General features: G+C 44.7%; 20 protein-coding genes. 10 read left to right on the top strand and 10 right to left on the bottom strand.

All coding sequences use genetic code 11. The features are described 5' to 3' along the window. Positions 1 to 12 precede the first annotated feature (12 nt). Positions 13 to 711 carry a TetR/AcrR family transcriptional regulator gene (locus B5D50_RS04090; RefSeq protein ID WP_078921313.1) on the bottom strand — a complete coding sequence of 233 codons (699 nt, stop codon included), beginning with the start codon at positions 709 to 711 and terminating at the stop codon, positions 13 to 15. Positions 712 to 911: 200 nt separating this feature from the next. On the opposite strand from B5D50_RS04090, the gene B5D50_RS04085 reads away from it, so the two are divergent. From B5D50_RS04085 to B5D50_RS04040, 10 genes are all read left to right on the top strand, one after another. Continuing rightward, entirely contained in the window at positions 912 to 1,802 is an 891-nt protein-coding gene (locus tag B5D50_RS04085) for a shikimate dehydrogenase (protein WP_078921312.1), read from the top strand. A 31-nt stretch (positions 1,803 to 1,833) separates the two neighbouring features. Continuing rightward, positions 1,834 to 2,337, top strand: a complete 504-nt coding sequence (locus B5D50_RS04080; RefSeq protein WP_234975793.1) for a TRAP transporter small permease — start codon at positions 1,834 to 1,836, stop codon at positions 2,335 to 2,337. A 3-nt stretch (positions 2,338 to 2,340) separates the two neighbouring features. Next, the gene (locus B5D50_RS04075) at positions 2,341 to 3,633 is read left to right on the top strand and encodes a TRAP transporter large permease subunit (RefSeq protein ID WP_078921310.1); all 1,293 of its coding nucleotides are present in this window, start codon (positions 2,341 to 2,343) and stop codon (positions 3,631 to 3,633) included. A gap of 91 nt (positions 3,634 to 3,724) precedes the next feature. Further along, complete coding sequence (locus tag B5D50_RS04070; protein WP_078921309.1) at positions 3,725 to 4,726, top strand: TRAP transporter substrate-binding protein; 1,002 nt, start codon at positions 3,725 to 3,727, stop codon at positions 4,724 to 4,726. A 64-nt stretch (positions 4,727 to 4,790) separates the two neighbouring features. Beyond that, the gene (gene aroQ, locus B5D50_RS04065; RefSeq protein WP_078921308.1) at positions 4,791 to 5,246 is read left to right on the top strand and encodes a type II 3-dehydroquinate dehydratase; all 456 of its coding nucleotides are present in this window, start codon (positions 4,791 to 4,793) and stop codon (positions 5,244 to 5,246) included. 49 nt (positions 5,247 to 5,295) lie between these two features. Further along, positions 5,296 to 7,155 carry a bifunctional sugar phosphate isomerase/epimerase/4-hydroxyphenylpyruvate dioxygenase family protein gene (locus tag B5D50_RS04060; protein WP_078921307.1) on the top strand — a complete coding sequence of 620 codons (1,860 nt, stop codon included), beginning with the start codon at positions 5,296 to 5,298 and terminating at the stop codon, positions 7,153 to 7,155. Then, positions 7,148 to 8,095 carry an AEC family transporter gene (locus B5D50_RS04055; protein WP_078921306.1) on the top strand — a complete coding sequence of 316 codons (948 nt, stop codon included), beginning with the start codon at positions 7,148 to 7,150 and terminating at the stop codon, positions 8,093 to 8,095. Before B5D50_RS04060 ends, B5D50_RS04055 begins: the two co-directional genes overlap by 8 nt. Before the next feature lie 107 nt (positions 8,096 to 8,202). Next, positions 8,203 to 9,177, top strand: a complete 975-nt coding sequence (locus B5D50_RS04050) for a cation diffusion facilitator family transporter (protein ID WP_078921305.1) — start codon at positions 8,203 to 8,205, stop codon at positions 9,175 to 9,177. An 18-nt stretch (positions 9,178 to 9,195) separates the two neighbouring features. After that, positions 9,196 to 10,086, top strand: coding sequence for a helix-turn-helix domain-containing protein (locus B5D50_RS04045; protein ID WP_078921304.1), 891 nt, complete (start codon positions 9,196 to 9,198; stop codon positions 10,084 to 10,086). Positions 10,087 to 10,208: 122 nt separating this feature from the next. Beyond that, complete coding sequence (locus B5D50_RS04040; protein WP_078921303.1) at positions 10,209 to 11,627, top strand: tetratricopeptide repeat protein; 1,419 nt, start codon at positions 10,209 to 10,211, stop codon at positions 11,625 to 11,627. Positions 11,628 to 11,695: 68 nt separating this feature from the next. Here B5D50_RS04040 and grxD read toward each other — a convergent pair whose 3' ends face one another. The 9 genes from grxD to fabG form a co-directional block, all read right to left on the bottom strand. Then, entirely contained in the window at positions 11,696 to 12,025 is a 330-nt protein-coding gene (gene grxD / locus B5D50_RS04035; protein WP_078921302.1) for a Grx4 family monothiol glutaredoxin, read from the bottom strand. A gap of 295 nt (positions 12,026 to 12,320) precedes the next feature. Next, positions 12,321 to 12,656 (bottom strand): hypothetical protein, encoded by a 336-nt coding sequence (locus B5D50_RS04030; protein WP_078921301.1) that lies wholly within the window; start codon positions 12,654 to 12,656, stop codon positions 12,321 to 12,323. A 178-nt stretch (positions 12,657 to 12,834) separates the two neighbouring features. Next, entirely contained in the window at positions 12,835 to 13,170 is a 336-nt protein-coding gene (locus B5D50_RS04025; protein ID WP_078921300.1) for a PilZ domain-containing protein, read from the bottom strand. A 35-nt stretch (positions 13,171 to 13,205) separates the two neighbouring features. After that, entirely contained in the window at positions 13,206 to 14,171 is a 966-nt protein-coding gene (holB, locus tag B5D50_RS04020) for a DNA polymerase III subunit delta' (RefSeq protein ID WP_078921299.1), read from the bottom strand. After that, the gene (gene tmk / locus B5D50_RS04015; RefSeq protein WP_078921298.1) at positions 14,168 to 14,839 is read right to left on the bottom strand and encodes a dTMP kinase; all 672 of its coding nucleotides are present in this window, start codon (positions 14,837 to 14,839) and stop codon (positions 14,168 to 14,170) included. Before tmk ends, holB begins: the two co-directional genes overlap by 4 nt. Beyond that, positions 14,836 to 15,900 (bottom strand): endolytic transglycosylase MltG, encoded by a 1,065-nt coding sequence (gene mltG, locus B5D50_RS04010; RefSeq protein ID WP_078921297.1) that lies wholly within the window; start codon positions 15,898 to 15,900, stop codon positions 14,836 to 14,838. The genes tmk and mltG overlap by 4 nt, the downstream gene beginning before the upstream one ends. Positions 15,901 to 16,077: 177 nt before the next feature. Beyond that, entirely contained in the window at positions 16,078 to 17,322 is a 1,245-nt protein-coding gene (fabF, locus tag B5D50_RS04005; protein WP_078921296.1) for a beta-ketoacyl-ACP synthase II, read from the bottom strand. 96 nt (positions 17,323 to 17,418) lie between these two features. Further along, entirely contained in the window at positions 17,419 to 17,658 is a 240-nt protein-coding gene (gene acpP, locus B5D50_RS04000; protein WP_078921295.1) for an acyl carrier protein, read from the bottom strand. A gap of 95 nt (positions 17,659 to 17,753) precedes the next feature. Next, positions 17,754 to 18,509 (bottom strand): 3-oxoacyl-ACP reductase FabG, encoded by a 756-nt coding sequence (fabG, locus tag B5D50_RS03995; protein ID WP_078921294.1) that lies wholly within the window; start codon positions 18,507 to 18,509, stop codon positions 17,754 to 17,756. Position 18,510 lies beyond the last annotated feature (1 nt).

The raw sequence follows: 18,510 nt of genomic DNA, 5'->3' as shown, positions 1-18,510 counted from the left end.
TTGAGGCAAGGCTTATGCTTGGGGATGAGACAGATACTGTTCAATTAAGGCAGGTCGTAGCGTAAAGCGTAAAATCATTTCAACGACTTGCTTTTTTAAAGAAGCTTGGCCCGCTTTTGTAAAGAGTTGCTTGCCAAAACTTAAGGTGAAAGTGGCTTCATTAGAGACATTAAAAAAACTAAGCGCACTAATCTGCCAATGTAATTCCAGCGCTGTGATCCCTGCTCGAAAGAGTTGTTGCTCTAAGCCCCGCGCATAAATGCGTTCAAGGCGCTCGATGACCGGTTGGTTGAGCGTCTGGATCAAGGGGGAATGTTTTAAATAATCACCGTGGTGAATATTCTCAATCATCACTAAGCGAATGAAATCGGGGTTGCGCCGATGATGCTCAAAAGTAAATTCAACGAGTTTTTTTAAAGCAGGCAGTGGCTCTAAATGCTCCAAATCTAGCTCACGTTCACCTTCGCGTACTTCTCGATAGGCTTCTATTAAGACTTGCTGATACAAACCATCTTTATCACCGAAATAATAATAAATCATCCGTTTCGAGGTTTTGGTTTTAGCGGCGATTTCATTCACACGTGCACCCGATAAACCATTTTGGGCGAATTCTGCGGTAGCAATTTTGATGATGTCCATCCGCACTGCTTCGGGGTTTTGTTTCCAGCCTGTTTTGGTCTCAAGTAGTTTGGCAGAGTCGGTGTGGAGCATGAAGAATTCCTTGGTATAAAGTGCGCTTTCGGTTGCACTTTTTAACTGCTTCAAGTGTGAAACGCAAGCTGTATAACGGTTTATCTCCTATCAGTATAGCCTGTTACAAAATAAAATTAACTATATGGTACAAAATTACTTGACCAAATGAACCAAATGGTACAAATTATAAGAACACGCACTACTTGAGGAGAAGAGCTGTGGCAGAGCTCGAACATAGATTAAATAATCAACCCATTCAGCAACGTCGCAAAATACTGGCTGGTTTGATCGGGCAGGGGATTCAAGGTTCACGGACTCCCGCGATGCATCAAGCTGAAGGTGAGCGCTTAGGTTTGCACTATCTTTATCAATTATTAGATACCGATCCGATGCAGCCCACCCCAAGGCTTGCTGATTTATTGCAAGCCGCGCAGTGGTGTGGTTTTTCCGGTTTAAATATTACCTTCCCGTATAAGCAACAAGTCATGCAGTATTTGGATGAACTCGGCGATACCGCTAAGGCAGTGGGGGCGGTGAATACGGTGGTGTTTAAAGATGGTAAGCGCATTGGCCATAATACGGATTTATCCGGCTTTGCTTTGAGCTTTCAAGCACAAATGGGCGATACCCAGCATGAGCGAGTGTTATTGATTGGTGCAGGTGGCGCGGGTTTGGCAGTAGCGCATGCACTACTCACCTCAGGGGTACAGACGCTGTTGATCACCGATGTGAGTGCCGAGCGTGCTCAAGAGTTAGCCCAAAGTTTAATGGCGCAATACGGTAGCGACCGTGCACAGGCGGTTGCAATCACCGCCGAATTGATTCCACAGATTGATGGCTTGGTCAATGCCACTCCGGTGGGGATGGCAAAACTGCCGGGTACACCTTTCCCTCTGGAGTTTTTAGAAGCCCGCTTATGGGTGGTCGATATTATTTATTTCCCGATTGAAACCGAGCTATTGAAAGCGGCGCGTTTAAAAGGCTGCCGTGTGGCTTCTGGTGCAGGGATGGCGGTATTTCAAGCCGTGGCAGCCTTTGAGTTAATTACTGGCTTGCGCCCTGATAGTGAAGCGATGCGCGCTACCTTTAATAGTTTGGCGAACTCATAACCCTAATGGATTTTCATGTGAGGAGGAGTGCATGAAGCGATTTATAGATGTGTATTGCCGAGTCCTATCTGGATTGATGGTGTTACTACTGGCTCTGATGGTGATCCTCGTATTTGGTAATGTCGTGTTGCGTTATGGGTTCAACTCCGGCCTTGCCTTTTCTGAAGAGGTATCACGCTGGTTGTTCGTATGGCTGACCTTTATGGGGGCGGTCGTAGCGCTACATGAAAAAGCACATATGGGCTTAGGTGAGGTGGTATCTGCTTTATCGCCAAAAGCACAGCGTATCAGTCATTTGATAGCGCTGGTTTTGATGCTTTGGGTGACTTATTTGATTCTTACGGGCAGTTGGGCGCAAACGCTGATTAATGTGAGCAATGCTGCACCGGTCACCGGTTGGTCGCAAGCTTGGTTTTATGGAGTCGGGGTGTTTTTTGCGATTTCGAGCGGTTTGATTTTGTTAGTGGATGTTTGGGATTCATTGCGTAATTTCAATCAACCGATTCAACCTAAAACCCTATCACCTGCGGAGTAAGTCATGACTATTGTAGTGTTTATTGTCGTACTGCTTGCAGCGATGATGCTAGGCATTCCGATTGCCTATTCTTTGCTGTTGTCCGGTCTGGCTTTAATGTTCTATTTAGACCTGTTTGATGCGCAGATTTTGGCACAAAACCTGATTGAAGGTGCTAATAGCTTCCCCTTATTGGCAGTTCCTTTCTTTATGCTCGCAGGCGAGATTATGAATGTGGGGGGCTTATCTAAGCGGATTGTGAATCTAGCTTTGACTTTATTAGGGCATGTACGTGGGGGGTTGGGCTATGTTGCAATTTTAGCGGCCTGTTTAATGGCGGCACTGTCAGGTTCTGCAGTCGCGGATACGGCCGCTTTAGGTGCTTTATTGTTACCGATGATGGTGGCAGCTGGACATAAGCGAGCAACTTCAGGTGGCTTGATTGCCTCAGCAGGGATCATTGCTCCGATTATTCCACCCTCGATTGCCTTTGTGGTGTTTGGTGTCGCAACGGATGTGTCGATTGGTAAATTATTCATGGCAGGTATTTTCCCCGGCCTGTTTATGGCGGCGGCCATTGCGATCACTTGGTATTTCATTGTTGCGCGGGAAGCCAACACTCAAACCGCACGACCTTTGCCGAAGAAGGCTTCAAGTACCGAACGCTTGAAAGCGTTAAAAGAATCCACCTGGGCTTTGTTCTTACCCATCATTGTTCTGGTGGGATTAAAGATGGGTATTTTTACGCCGACTGAGGCTGCGGTGGTGGCGGCAGTCTATGCCTTATTTGTTTCAATGGTGATTTACCGTGAAATGACTTGGGCGCAGTTGTATGACGTATTTGTCAGTGCGGCTAAAACAACCGCGACGGTGATGTTCTTGGTTGCAGCCGCGATGGTTTCTGCCTATTTGATCACGATTGCTGATGTACCTGGGCAAGTAGTGGAGTTGTTGGGGCCTTTGATGGAAAGTCCGACCTTATTATTGCTTGCAATTATGGTCATCTGCATTTTGGTGGGTACAGCGATGGATTTAACCCCCACTATTTTGATTCTCGCCCCTGTGTTAGTGCCGGTAGTGAAACAAGCAGGTATTGATCCGGTCTATTTCGGTGTGCTGTTTGTTATGAATGGAGTGATTGGTTTGATTACGCCTCCGGTTGGTACGGTTCTGAATGTCATGGCGGGCGTTGGGGGGATGAGTGTGGGGGCGGTTTCAAAAGGTGTGCTTCCCTTTATGTTGGCACAATTTGCCGTCTTGTTCTTGTTAGTGCTTTTTCCAAGTTTAGTGCTTGTACCACTGTCTTGGTTCTATTGATGCAGTGCTTGTGCTTGCTGACGACCAGAGCGCCGTTAGTGAGCCAATCATTGAGGCGCTCTAGTTTGATTTTATTGTTGGAGGAATTGAGATGAGACGTTTAATGCTTAAAAGTTTGGTGGCGTTGGTTGCTGTGGCGAGTATGAGTATGACTTATGCAGCCGACAAGGAGTTTAAATTAGCTTTACAAAATCCTAAGGGTCATCCATTAGAAATGGGGGCTAATAAATTTGCTGAGCTAGTCGACAGTAAAAGTAAAGGTGCGCTGAAGGTTAAAGTATTCCCCGGTGGTGCTTTAGGTGGTGACGCACAAAACGTATCGGCCTTACAAGGTGGTACCTTGGATATGGTGGTATTGAATTCGGGTATTTTAGCTTCTCAGGTAAAGGATTTCACTGTTTATGACTTCCCCTTCATGTTTGCAACCCCTGAAGAGGCAGACAAAGTGGTTGATGGTGAGTTTGGTAAGGCCTTACATGCTAAATTGGAAGAGAAGGGTATTGTTGGTTTAGCCTATTGGGAGTTAGGTTTCCGTGATATTACCAATAGCCAACGCCCGATCACTAAGGTCGATGATATTAAGGGTTTGAAACTGCGGGTTATTCCTAATGCGATTAATGTGGATTGGGTAACCGCTTTAGGTGCAAACCCAACGCCGATGCCTTTTCCTGAAGTGTATGCAGCCTTAGAGCAAAAAGCGATTGATGGGCAAGAAAACCCAGTCACAGTCATTGCTTCCAATAAGTTCTATGAAGTGCAGAAAAACTTAGTTTTAACCCATCATCAATATAACCCACAATCGGCCATTATCAGCAAAAAGGTATGGGATACCTTAACGCCTGAGCAACAAACGATTGTGCGTGAAGCTGCCACGGAAGCGGCAGTATATCAACGGGGTATAGCCCGTGAGAAAGCAACAGCGGCTTTAGAAGAGTTGAAAAAATCGGGGATGGAAGTGACTGAGTTGTCAGCTGAAGAGTTGGCGAAAATGCGTGAAACTTTAAAACCTGTCATTGCTAAGCATGCTGAGTTGGTCGGCAAGGAAACTGTTGATAAACTTACCAGTGAACTAGAGGCCTTACGTAAGAAGTAATAGGCTGCACGACCCCCGCTCTCTAAGGCTGGGGTCTTTTTTTCACTCATTAAGGAAGGTAGGCATGGCAACAATTCTGGTATTAAACGGCCCTAATCTTAATCTGCTAGGGCAGCGCGAACCGGCTCAATACGGTTTTACCACTCTTGCCGATGTCGAACAGCTCTGCACCGACGCAGGGAAGCGTTTGGGGTTTGAGGTGACCTGTCTGCAAAGCAATCATGAAGGTGTCTTGATTGATGCGATTCATCAGGCAGGGCGGGGGGTAAAAGACGGTTCGGTACTGGGTGTGGTGTTGAATGCCGGTGCATATACGCATACGTCGATTGCCTTGCATGATGCGATTAAGGGTGCGGAAGTGCCAGTGATTGAGATTCATATTTCTAATGTGCATGCTCGGGAAGCATTTCGCCATCATTCTTATATTTCGCCAGCGGCGGCGGGGATTGTGGTCGGGTTTGGTGTGGATGGGTATGTGTTAGCTATTGAAGGCTTGGTGCGGAAGTTTCATAAGTCATAGCGGTAGGCTTTCGTGCTTGCGGCTGCTAGTTATTAGGTTCAACTAAATCATGCGTTATTCCATTGCAACAGTGTGTTTGTCAGGTACTTTGCGTCAAAAAATTGAGGCAATTGCTAAGGCGGGTTTTCAGGGGATTGAGATCTTTGAAAATGATTTGATTACCCATGATGGTTCGGTGGCGGAAATTCGGCGCATGATTGAGGATCACGGTTTGGAAATCGTGACTTATCAGCCGTTTCGTGATTTTGAAGGTTTGCCAGAGCCGTATCGGCGCAAAGCTTTTGATCGAGCGGAGCGTAAGTTTGATCTGATGGAGCAGCTCGGTACGGATTTATTAATGGCTTGTAGTAGTGTCTCGCCGCATGCGTTAGGCGGGATTCAGCGTGCAGCCGATGATTTTTATGAGTTAGGAGAACGTGCTAAAGCGCGTAATATGCGGGTAGCCTTTGAAGCGCTGGCTTGGGGGCGTTTCGTGAATGATTATCGTGATTCGTGGGAGATTGTGCGGCGGGCGAATCATGAGCAAGTCGGGTTATGCCTCGATACCTTCCATATTTTCTCGCGGGGTGTGGAAATCCAAACGATTTTAAATATTCCGGGCGATAAGATTTTTCTGGTACAAGTGGCGGATGCTCCGCGTTTGTCGATGGATCATTTGTCGTGGAGTCGGCATTATCGTTGTTTCCCCGGACAGGGCGAGTTACCGTTGGATCAGTTTGTGAGTCATTTACATGCCACGGGTTACAATGGTGCTTTCTCGCTAGAGATTTTTAATGATCAATTCCGTTCAGGGTCGCCAGAAAATACTGCCCGCGATGGTTATCGTTCCTTAGTGTATGCTAATCGTTCGTCTGAATCAGTGACCTCACAACAAGGTGAGTTGCTTCCTGCGATTAAATCACCAACTGAAATCCAATTTATTGAATTTGCGGTTGATCAAGCTGAAAAACAGGCGCTCACCCAATTACTTGGCAAGCTTGGATTTAGTCTGGTTGGTACGCATCGCAAAAAGGCGGTAGAGTTGTGGCGGCAAGGGGCGATTAATATGGTGATGAACCTCGAGCCAGATAGTTTTGCCCAGCGCTATCATGAGCAGCATGGGGTGTCGGTGTGTGCTTTTGGTTTGAGTTGTGCGCAGGTTTCGGCCTTGGATCAGCGTGCTCAGCAAATTGGTTATAACTTAAGTTACGGTAATCCCTCGACTGATACACATGGTATTCCTGCGGTGGAAGGGCCGATTAGCAGTTTGTTATATTTGGTTGATGACAGTATCAAACCTTCGCATTGGGAGCGTGAATTTCTTCCGCAAGCCCATGAACCACAAGCTTTTTTGCAGGCGATTGATCATGTGGCTTTAAGCATGAGTTATGAGGAAATGCTGCATTCGATTTTGCTGTATCGCTCTTTGTTTGGGATGTCACCCAGCGCTAGTGTGAGTGTATCCGACCCAGGTGGCTTGGTGAAAAGTCAAGTGATGCAAACACCGGATAAACAGGTCGCTTTCACTTTAAATAGTTCACAGGCCGCACAAACGGTCTCTAATTATATCGCCAGTCGCTATGCAGGGGGCGGGGTTAATCATATTGCTTTACGCACTACAGATATTTTTGCAGTCGCTGAACGCTTAAGCACCTTAAAGATGCCAACGATGGAAGTGACTGATAATTATTATGCTGATTTAGCCGCTCGTTTTAGTTTGTCCCCCGACTTGCTCGCGCAATTAAAGCGGTATCATCTGTTGTACGATGAAGATGAACAGGGCGTGTTTTTCCAACTGTATACCCGACTGTTTGCGGGGCGCTTCTGTTTTGAAATTGTCCAGCGTCAGGGCTATCAGGGTTTTGGTACGCCGAATGCCCAAATGCGTGTGACCATGCAAGCCAAGGAATTAGCGGCTTTAAATGCTTAATATTTTTCTCACCATTGCACCCGTCTTCATTCTGATGGGTTTAGGCTATTTTGCTTTTAAGGTGCAGCTGATTAAGGCTGAGGCTATGCCTAGTTTAGGGAATATTATTCTCTATTGTGCGATTCCCGCTGTCATGATCGGTGGTTTGAGCAAGATTCATATTAGCGAAATCATTGAGCCTTATTTTATGTTGGCTTATGGTTTAGGTTTGATCACTTGCTTACTAATTAGTTTATGGATTGCACTCAAGCTTAAGGGCAATGGGCTTTCACTGAGTACGATTCAAGCAATGGGGGCGACTATCCCGAATAGTATGTTTGTCGGTTTTCCGGTGGTATTGCTGAGTTTGGGGCAGGCAAATAGTGCCTCATTAGGCTTAATGATGGCGGTATTAGTGGAAAATCTTTTGATTTTGCCCTTAGCCTTAATTTTATTAGAGTATGGAGCAGGGCAGCAAGCGGCCTCTAAATTTGCGATTTGGCGTTCAGTCGGTTGGCGTATTCTTAAAAACCCACTGATTATTGCGATTGCTGTCGGCGTGATCCTTTCCTTGTTCAATATTCCCTTGCCTAAACCGATCAGCCAAAGTTTGGAGTTGCTTGCAAAAATTTCAGCAGGGTTGGCTTTGCTGTTTATTGGGGCAGCGTTAGCCAATATTAAGCCGCAAACGAAATTAGATGGCAGTAATCTGTCATTAGTGGTGATGGGGAAGCTGATATTAGAGCCGCTGATGGTCGCTTTTTTTATTATGCTGTTGCCAGCCTTTAACCCTATCTTGCAAAAAACGGCAATTCTGATGGCGGCTGCACCGATGATGAGTATTTATCCGATTATTGGTGAACGCTATGGATTCCGAGATTTTTGTGCCAGTACGCTGTTCGTGACCACTTTATTATCCTTTTTAAGCTTGGCGGTGGTGTTGTTATTGCTGGGGGGGTAGCTTTTGAGGAGAGTGATACTGCTCTTAGTGAGGTACTGCCTAGCACTTAAGCGAGGATTGTAGTAAATAGAGTTCATCATTTAACGAACTCTAGTTGGACACTCTAAATGCCGCCTATACCTGAGCACGCTGATCATTCTCATAAACCGGATGATCAGCACTCTCATCCTCATAAGCATGCGCATCATGTTGACTATGGATCTAGGTTTTTAATTGCGATTATTTTAAACCTCGGTTTTGTGATCACTGAGTTTATTTGTGGTTTAATCGCTAACTCTACCGCTTTGATGGCCGATGCTGGCCATAATCTGTCAGATGTATTAGGTTTATTGCTTGCTTGGGGGGCGAGTGTATTAGCGGGTCGAGCACCGAATCAGCGCTTTACTTATGGTTTACGCAGTAGTTCGATTTTGGCAGCCTTAGCCAATGCGGTATTATTATTGTTGGTGTGTGGCGGGATTGCTTGGGAGTCGATCCATCGGTTTGCAGCGCCTCCAGTTGTTGTGAGTTCGACCATGATTTGGGTGGCTGCACTGGGAATCCTGATTAATGGTTTTTCCGCTTGGTTATTTATGCGGGGTAGCCAGCATGATTTAAATATTCGAGGGGCTTATTTGCACCTGTTAGCGGATACGGCAGTGTCGTTGGGGGTCGTGATTTCAGGTCTGGTGATTGGATTAACCGCTTGGTATTGGTTAGATCCTCTCGTGAGTTTGATTATTGTCGTCGTCATTGTGTTGGGTACTTGGAGTTTATTCCGTGAGTCGATACAACTAGTTCTATTTGCAGTGCCTAAGCAGGTTGATTTAAACAAGGTTGCAGTGTTTTTGCAGCAGCAAACGGGGGTAGCGGCTATTCATGATTTACACATCTGGGCGATGAGTACCACTGAAACGGCGCTGACGGTTCATTTAGTCATGCCTACAGGTTATCCGGGAGATGTTTTTATGGATGACTTGGCTCAAGCCTTGAAAACACAATTTTCGATTGCACATAGTACCTTACAGATTGAACAGGGTACGACAGCACATCAGTGTTGCTTGCATCAACCTGTTACCTTTGAACCTTTACATTCGCATTAGGAGGGGCGCTGCAGCTTTATGAAAGACGTTCCTCACTACTCACTGTATGGCAAAAGCTCGGCGGCAGATGCTCCGCATTATCTTTACATTGCCCATTTAGAGGAGTCGTTACCCAAGCATAATTGGGAGATTCATCCGCATCGCCATGATCAGATGCACCAATTATTGGTAGTAGAAGAGGGCAGTGTTTTTCTACAGGTCGCTGATTGGAGTGCAGAAGAGCAGGGGGCTTGTATTCTTTCAGTACCCGCTCGAGAGGTTCATGGTTTTCGCCATCATCCGGGCGTGCGTGGTCATATTATTACGATTTCTGAACCCTTTTTAATGGGGGCTTTTGCTGAAACTGAGCGACAAGCTTTTCCATTTCTATTCACACAGCCGCTGTTAATGCGTTTACGTGAAGGCAGTCAAGAGGATCAAATGTTATTTTCCTTGGTTCGGCAATTAGTCGCTGAATACGAAAATCCTCAAACCGGGCAGGCTTGTTTATTAGGGGCTTATCTGAAGATTCTTTTTGTACTTTTAGGGCGTGCAGCGGGACATGTACAAACACCCGAGCAACAATTTGATGCCAAAATTACGATTTATGAGCAGTTTTTAAAGCTACTCGAAGCACATTACAGGCAACACTGGTCGATTAGTCGCTATGCTGAACGCCTAGGCATGACGGAAAGCCGCTTAAATCGGTTATGCCAGCGTTACACGGGGCAAAATGCTTTGCAAATTATGCACGGTCGTTTAGTGACTGAAGCAAAACGTAAGCTTATGTATGCTAATTTATCAGTGAATGAGGTTGCTTATGAACTCGGTTTTAAAGATCCAGCCTATTTTTCACGCTTCTTTAATAAGAGCTGTGGCGAGCCGCCAAGCCAGTTCAAAGCACGGATGCGTACCCAAGAATCAAGCTAAATTATCAGCTAACTTAAGCTAAGTAATTGGAGCACTTAGCTATTTTCTAAAAAATAGTCCAACTTAAACTGTGTTTAAGGCTATAATTGTTAACGAGTGTGTCACAATTATGGATGAACCCCATGCCTATAGGACTAGAGGCTCAGCAAGTTCGGGCTATCTTTTTTCCGAAACGTAAGCAATTTACTTTTCATCGTATCAATATGGAGTATTTAATACCCCTGAAATCCTTGCAGCGGGAGAGTGTGTATAGTTTATTGGATGCTGGTTTACGGAATAATTTGCGTAGCATCGGTGCGAAAGATGAAATTATTTTTAGCCTGCGCCCTCAATTAGAGGGAGTGGCCGGACGTATTTTAGCTCAAGGTTTACGTTTAGCTCGTGAGCGTGAGGTTTTACGTGAGCAATTGGCTAAGCAAGTGCAGCGTGGTTTTCAAGTGTATCGCGCTGAAGTTGAAGCGGATTTAGCTAATTTGAAATTATCTGAAGCTTTAGCTTTAGAGCGGAAAACAGGTTATGAAACAGTTATCACCGCCGAGTATTTATTGCGTGATGCTGTAGCCACTAATATAAAAAATTATCGGGCACATTTTGAATTAGCGTGGATTTATTTAACGGTTTTAGAATCTCTGGCTGAGGCTGAGCATCATTTTCAGATTGCTAGTCGCTATGCGCTAGAGCAGGGGGATGTGTTATTTGCCCATTTTGCCAAGCGACATTTAGCGGATGCTTGTTATAGCCAAAACAAGTTCGGCGAAGCTGTTGAGCATTCTTTGGCGGCTTTGAGCACGGTAGAAACTGATTTAGAAAGTCGCTATGAGCATATTCGTTATTTAGCTGCTGCGGGTGAGTTAGAGACAGCTACGCAAAAGCTATCAGCTTTAGTCTCGGCCTCGCCTGTTTATTATGTGCAAGCTCAAGCTGAACCTGATTTTAGGCAGCATGCTGATGTGCGGAATATGTTATTTGAGCTTCGACAGCAGCGCGTCGATCGCATCACTCATTATGTGCATACTTCGTGGCAAAATCATCCATTAGCACGTTTGGCTTTACCGGATCAGATTGATCCTGAGTTTTTATTTCGCCAAACCTTTAAACAGCATATTAAGGTGATGGCCCATTTACCCTATATGACGCTGACAGCCCGTGAAAACCAAATTGCTGCTCTGATTGTGGATGATTCACAACGCCGTGTATTAAAGGAGTTGAATACACGCTCTAAATCCTATGAAAAAGCCAGCGAGAAAAAGCGTAAACGCTGGTTATGGGTTAATAAAACAGGCGCTATGTTATTACATGCGGCGGCTGTCTTATTGTTAGCCTGCGTGTTGTTCTTTGCGGCACGTTATGTGGCTGATTTGGCTGGTTTTGGTACTGCCTTAGCGGGGTCGGAAGCCGTCATGAGCCTAAGTTTAATGGTTTTGCCTTTGTTATTAGCCGGTTTATTACTGATTGGCTTTATTCCAAAAGGTGCTAAACGCTTGTTTTATAAGCAGCTAGAATTAGATAATACGGCAAAGTTTATTAGTAATCTGAAGTAATAGGACTAGGGCAGGGTAGAGTAGAAGTTACCCTGCCTTGAGATCAAACTTAGTGGAGTTTAAGCCACTTAAGCTAACGTTTTACCTTTGACAGCCTTCTTTATAGCGTCTTGCAGCTCGCCAGACTCCAGCATTTCTAGGGTAATATCGCAACCACCGATCAATTCTCCATCAATATAGATTTGTGGAAAGGTCGGCCAATCGGCATAGCGTGGTAGATTTTGGAAGATTTCCGGGTCACTTAGCACATTGACATAAGCGAACTCTTCACCACATTGCATTAATGCCTGTGAAGCACGGCTTGAGAAACCGCACTGAGGCATCTGTGGTGTGCCTTTCATAAAAATAATAACCGGGTTGTTCTTTACTGCGTCATCAATACGTTCTAAGACGTCCATTTTTATAACCTCTCATGATTGTCTAAAAGTGATTGTACCTAGGTATGAAGACTAAGGGTAATTCTAGTTATTAGTAACTGATAATTTATATATATTCATACATTTTATGTTATGTTAAATTATTAGCAATAGAATCTAGCAAGGCAAGATTGAAAAGGGTGAAAAAATAGTCTTTTGCAACAAAAATAAAAGATGTATTTATTTAACATAATATGCATTATGCGCATAAATATAAGAACTCAATACCCAGCAAAATAACTGGTATTGAGTCCCTATTCCATTCTTAACTTTTTCCTTAGTCCATCGGCACAATAATGCGACTATCTGAGGTACGTAGCTGAAAGCTACGTGTACGAGTAACCGTTTTATCATTTTCTGTCAAAGTGGCAACCACACGATAATCGCCAGCTGGTAAAGTTACATGCGTTGAATGATATTTAGCTGAGGTTACTTTCTTATCAGAATCAGTACGATAGACAGTCCATGATATGTCTTTCATGGCGGGTTGATCTTCAAAGGTTGCAACTAAATTTAAACGTAATTCTTGTGCCTGCGCAGGTGTATTGATAACCATTATTACAGGAATCCATGCTACCGCTAAGTAGCGCATCAATTTGCCTCGAATGTACATACGGCCTCCTTGCAATATGAATATAAACGAATGCCCAGTAGTTAGATGGATAAGTAAGCATTCAGTTCCTATTCATTTTAGCGTAAATCTAAAATTTTTTATTAGGAATAGCCTTTTTTTTAAGCAAATTGTGACTAATTGTTTTAAAAATTTATTAATGATTAATTATTAAAATCTATTAGTAACAAGCACGAGGCGGTGCCTGTAATAGATTATCTCCCAGCAAACCCTCAAAATACTGTTGAATACGCGGTTGATGCTCACCAATAATTTGAATCCCTACACCTTGAGCAAGGCTGCGAATAGCACCACCTGGTGTAATCCATACGACTCGACCGGGTACAGCAGCTTTTTGCTTTTCACTTAATAATTCCACTTGTACTTGTACCCGATCACCAAAATTGAGGGCTTCTTTAGTTGGTACAAATAACCCGCCCCCTTTCACCATCGGTAGATAATGATTATGTAAAGCGGCTCGATCAGCTAAGCTAAAAGATATTTTTATCGGTTCCATGCTTATCGTTGGTTATATCTAATCAAAATACAGAATCAAAACCATAAAGCTAACATATTTTCAACCAATAAGCGCCCATTCAGCGGATGAGTGGCTAAGGCTTTTAACTCTAATAAACGTTCATAAAGCTGCCATGCTGTATCCGGCTTAAGGTAGCGAGTTAGCTCAGTCAGCTCAAGGGTTGTGGTATCCCCTACCCCCGCTAGCGATTGGCGAATCCACTGTTGTACCCAAGTTAACTGCCAATTAAGCAGCTCTTGGCGGTCATACTTTTCCCATTGAGTGGCAACCTCAGTTAAGCTTAAATTTCCGGCTAAAACCGCTATTAAATGATTAAAAAATAAAGTTTGTTGCTGTAACCGCTCGCCAGACTCTTCCACTAAAGCAGCTAAGGGTCTACCCCCTGTTATCGCTAATAACTTATGCGCAGTTGTTTGCCCTAAAGCTTGAGCTTGTAACCAAGTTAAAGCTTGTGCTTGATTGGGGCTGGCTAAGCGGAGTTGCTGGCAACGACTCCGAATCGTTGGCATCAACTGTGTAGGATGAGCGGTAAATAATAAAATATAAGAGTTATCAGCGGGTTCTTCTAATGACTTTAATAAACTATTCGCTGCATTCGTATTCATAGCATCAGCATGGATAATCATAACGACTCGATGAGGGCTATAACTGCGACTCAGCTCTAAAAAATGATGCAAACTCCGTACCTGCTCCACGGTAATGACTTGCTTATCTTCAGCTAGGTCTAACAGCATGAAATCTGGATGGGCTTGTGCTGCAAATACTTTACAACTACGGCACTGCCCACAAGCATAAGCAGCTGCATCCGGCTGCAAACACAAAAGGCTTTGCGCTAAAGCATACACGAGATGCTCATGGCCACAACCTAGTTGCCCACTAAATAATAAAGCATGCGGTAAATGTTGCTGTTGACGTGCAACCTTGAGTTGCTGCCAAATGGTTTGATGCCAAGCATAGGTGACTGCTAGCAAATCAGTCATTCCGTGCTTCCATCTAGAATAATGGTTTGCAGAATCTCCGCCAATTGTTGTTGGACTTGGGCTACATCTTGTCCGGCATCAATCACTCGGTATTGATCAGGATACTGCTGAGCACGTTTTAAATAACCCGCCCGAATCCGTTCAAAAAATGCTAAATTTTCTTGCTCAAAGCGATCCATCTGATCACCCAGTTGCTGAGAGCGTGATTTAACACGCTGCATCCCGACTGCAACCTCAAGATCAAACAAGAAAGTATAATCCGGGCGTAAACTACCTTGTACCCAAGTTTCTAAAGCAGCGATACGTTGCTGGCTCAAACCGCGCCCATCACCTTGATAGGCATAAGTAGCATCAGTAAAGCGGTCGCAAATGACCCAAACGCCTGCTTGTAAAGCTGGAATAATCTTACGCTGCAGATGTTCATTACGGGCTGCAAACATTAATAATAACTCGGTATCCACCTGCATAGGCGGTAAATGAGTATTCAATAAAAGCAGGCGAATAGCTTCGCTCACCTCAGTCCCACCCGGTTCACGAGTTTCTAAAACAGTAATCCCATACTGCCTTAAAAAGGCACTGATATAAGCACGACTCGTGGTTTTACCAGCCCCCTCACCACCCTCTAAACTGATAAATTTTCCTTGATATGGGACAGAGCTAACACTCATTGGATACTCGTTCCTTGCTGACGTTTCTTATCATTCGCCAAATATTGAGCCACGGCTTTACGATGCTGTTCGTAGCTTTCTGAGAAGAAATGCCGACCATCACCAGTCCCCGTTGCCACGAAGTAAAGATAATTAGTTTCAGCAGGATGCATAACGGCATCAATCGCTGCTTTACTTGGGGTTGCAATCGGTGTAGGTGGTAATCCAGAACGAGTATAGGTATTCCAAGGCGTATCAGTGGTTAGATCTTTTTTCCGAATATTACCTTCATAAGCCTCACCCATACCATAAATCACGGCAGGGTCGGTTTGCAATAGCATGTTCTTTTCAAGGCGTGTCAAAAACACACGAGCAATCAATGGGCGCTCATCCGACATACCAGTTTCCTTCTCAACGAGTGAGGCGAGCACTAGAGCTTGATAAGGAGTTTTAATCAAAGGATGGGGTTCACGCTGCTCCCATGCTTGCATTAAATAAGTACGCATGGCTTGATGACTACGTTTAAGTACTTCAAGATCAGTCGTGCCACGCGGAAAATTATAGGTATCTGGATAAAACCAGCCTTCTGCCGACTCACCCAGCGCGCCCCCGAGTTTAGGCATGATATTTTTATAATCCTCTGCACTCAAGGTTTGTTTAATATGGGGATGTTCTTGAATCGCCTTGACCAATTCTTTGAAGGTATGGCCTTCGATAATCCCTAATTGATATTGTAGGGTTTTACCCGAGGCTAACCGTGTCAACAGATCAGCGGGCGTCATCCCAGCCTCTAAAACATATTCACCTGCTTTTAGCTTATTCGCTTGCTTGCTAAAACGGGCTTGAGCTAAAAAAAGATAATCAGCAGGTAGCAAAGTGGTTTTGGGCAGCAAATCAGCCTCAACCAGCTGCTGAGTCACTTGGCGAATATGACTACCCGGTTTAACCTCAAAATGGACGGATTGATCAGCAGCGATATTCAGAGTTTGCTGAATAAATGATTGATATTGTTGGTAAAAGACCCCAGCAACTATTCCTATTAACAGGGCTAAGAATAGAACCAACTTTAAAACAAACCGCATGAATGACTCTCAAAAAATCGGGCTGAGTCTAACATAGAACAAAGCTTATGAATTGCCAAGCTAAGCCTATAGATTTTTATTATTTTTAGTGCCAATAAGAATGCCAAGAAGTAAGCTAAAACAACTTACTTCCTCTCCTATGTGCCTTCTATCTGCATTGTGTTTGTGTGCAGCGCTTTAAATCTTCTTGAAGATCAAAGTGCCGTTGGTGCCACCAAAACCAAAAGAATTGCTCATCGCAATCTTAACTGATGTCTCACGTGCGACATTAGGAACATAATCTAAATCACATTCTGGATCTTGCTGATCGAGATTAATCGTCGGTGGTAGCACTTGCTCATAAATGGCCATCGCACTAAATACAGCTTCGATCCCGCCTGCAGCACCTAATAAATGCCCAGTCATTGACTTGGTAGAGCTAACAGCTGTTTTATAAGCATGATCACCTAAGGCTAATTTAACCGCAAAGGTTTCTGCTTTATCACCAGCAGGTGTCGAAGTGCCATGAGCATTGATATAATCGACTTGATCAGGGTTTAAACCTGCATCCCGTAAAGCATTCCGCATGCAACGCGCCGCACCTTCCCCGCCTTCTGAAGGTGAAGTCATGTGATAAGCATCACTACTCATTCCATAACCGACTAATTCACAATAAATACGTGCACCACGGGCTTTAGCGTGCTCATACTCTTCTAAGACTAAGACCCCTGCACCATCACCGAGCACGAAGCCATCACGACCAACATCCCAAGGACGACTCGCGGCGGTGGGGTCATCATTGCGTGTCGATAAAGCGCGTGCCGCTGCAAAGCCACCAATACCTAAGGGCGTTGATCCCATTTCCGCACCACCAGCGACCATTACATCTGCATCGCCGTAGACGATCATCCGTGCCGCATCGCCGATACTGTGAGTTGCCGTCGCACAAGCAGACACAATCGACATATTCGGACCTTTTAAACCAAACATAATCGAAAGATTGCCTGCCACCATATTAATAATGCTAGCGGGTACAAAGAAAGGAGAAATCTTGCGGGCGCCGCCATTCAAAAAAGCTGTGTAATTACGTTCAATAGTTTGTAATCCACCGATGCCCGAACCCATCAAAACCCCAATACGTTCAGCATTGGCCTCAGTGACCTCTAAACCTGAATCCCGAATTGCATCGACGCCAGCACCAATTCCGTAATGGATAAAAGCATCCATTTTCTTCTGGTCTTTAGGTTTGATGTAATCATCGACCTTAAAACCTTTTACATTTCCAGCAATACGGACACTGAACTCACTAGCATCAAATAGCTCAGGGCTGATGGTATTAATACCACTTTGACCCGCTTTAATATTGTCCCATGCCGTTGCTAAGCTAGAGCCTACGGGAGAAACAATACCTAAACCGGTTACTACTACACGCCTTTTAGACAAACTCGGATACCTTCATGAAAAGAGATTGTTCTGACCGAAAACCGTAACCCTAACAAGGCAGGGCTACGAGTTTGAGGTTAGCTAATCTTTAAGAGATTAAGCTGAAGCTTGGTGGGCATTGATATAATCAATCGCCGCTTGCACCGTAGTGATTTTTTCAGCTTCTTCATCAGGGATTTCTGTACCGAACTCTTCTTCCAGTGCCATCACCAGCTCAACGGTATCTAATGAATCAGCGCCCAAATCATCAATAAAAGAAGATGCGTTTGTTACTTCAGACTCGTCCACTCCCAACTGCTCGACCACGATAGCTTTGACGCGAGCTTCAATACTCATGTTTTTAGTTCCTCTAAATTAAAATGCTTAGCATCGAAGGCTTATTGTATTGAAAACCTTCCATGCTTGCCAGTTATGCAAAGGTAGAAAACCACCTATGCCATATACATTCCACCATTCACATGAATGGTTTCACCTGTCACATACGCCCCCAACGGCGAAGCCAAATAAACCACCGCTGCCGCTATTTCCTGAGCTTGGCCCAAACGAGCCAAGGGGATATTCTGAAAAATAGCTGCCCGTTGATCCTCTGATAATTCGCGGGTCATATCGGTATCAATAAAACCGGGAGCCACTACATTCACGGTGATATTCCGCGAACCTACCTCACGGGCTAAGGACTTAGAAAAGCCCACTAAACCCGCTTTAGCCGCCGCATAGTTCGTTTGCCCCGGATTACCACTCGCTCCCACTACTGAGGAGATCGAGATAATGCGCCCTTTTTTCGCCTTCATCATTGAGCGAATACACGCCTTACTCATGCGAAAAATCGAGGTGAGATTAGTATTAATGATAGACTCCCATTCCTCATCTTTCATCCGCATTAAAAGATTATCACGAGTAATGCCTGCATTATTCACTAAAATGCTAATCCCACCGTATTCCTTAGTCAAAGCAGCCAAGAGAGCATCAATTGACTCATGACTAGCGACATCCAAGACCTTACCTTGGCCTTGGATACCTGCGGCTGTTAAATACTCGGTAATTGCAGCAGCGCCTTGCTCACTCGTTGCAGTGCCAATCACGGTTGCACCTTGCTGGCCGAGCATTTCAGCAATCGCTCGGCCAATACCGCGACTTGCACCTGTCACCAAAGCCAGCTCACCGTGTAAACTAAATAATCCTGACACG

Source organism: Thiothrix eikelboomii (assembly GCF_900167255.1).
GTDB classification, from domain to species: Bacteria; Pseudomonadota; Gammaproteobacteria; order Thiotrichales; family Thiotrichaceae; genus Thiolinea; species Thiolinea eikelboomii.
The sequence above is the reverse complement of the archived record's forward strand: the minus strand, read 5'-3'. Positions and strand labels throughout refer to the sequence as shown.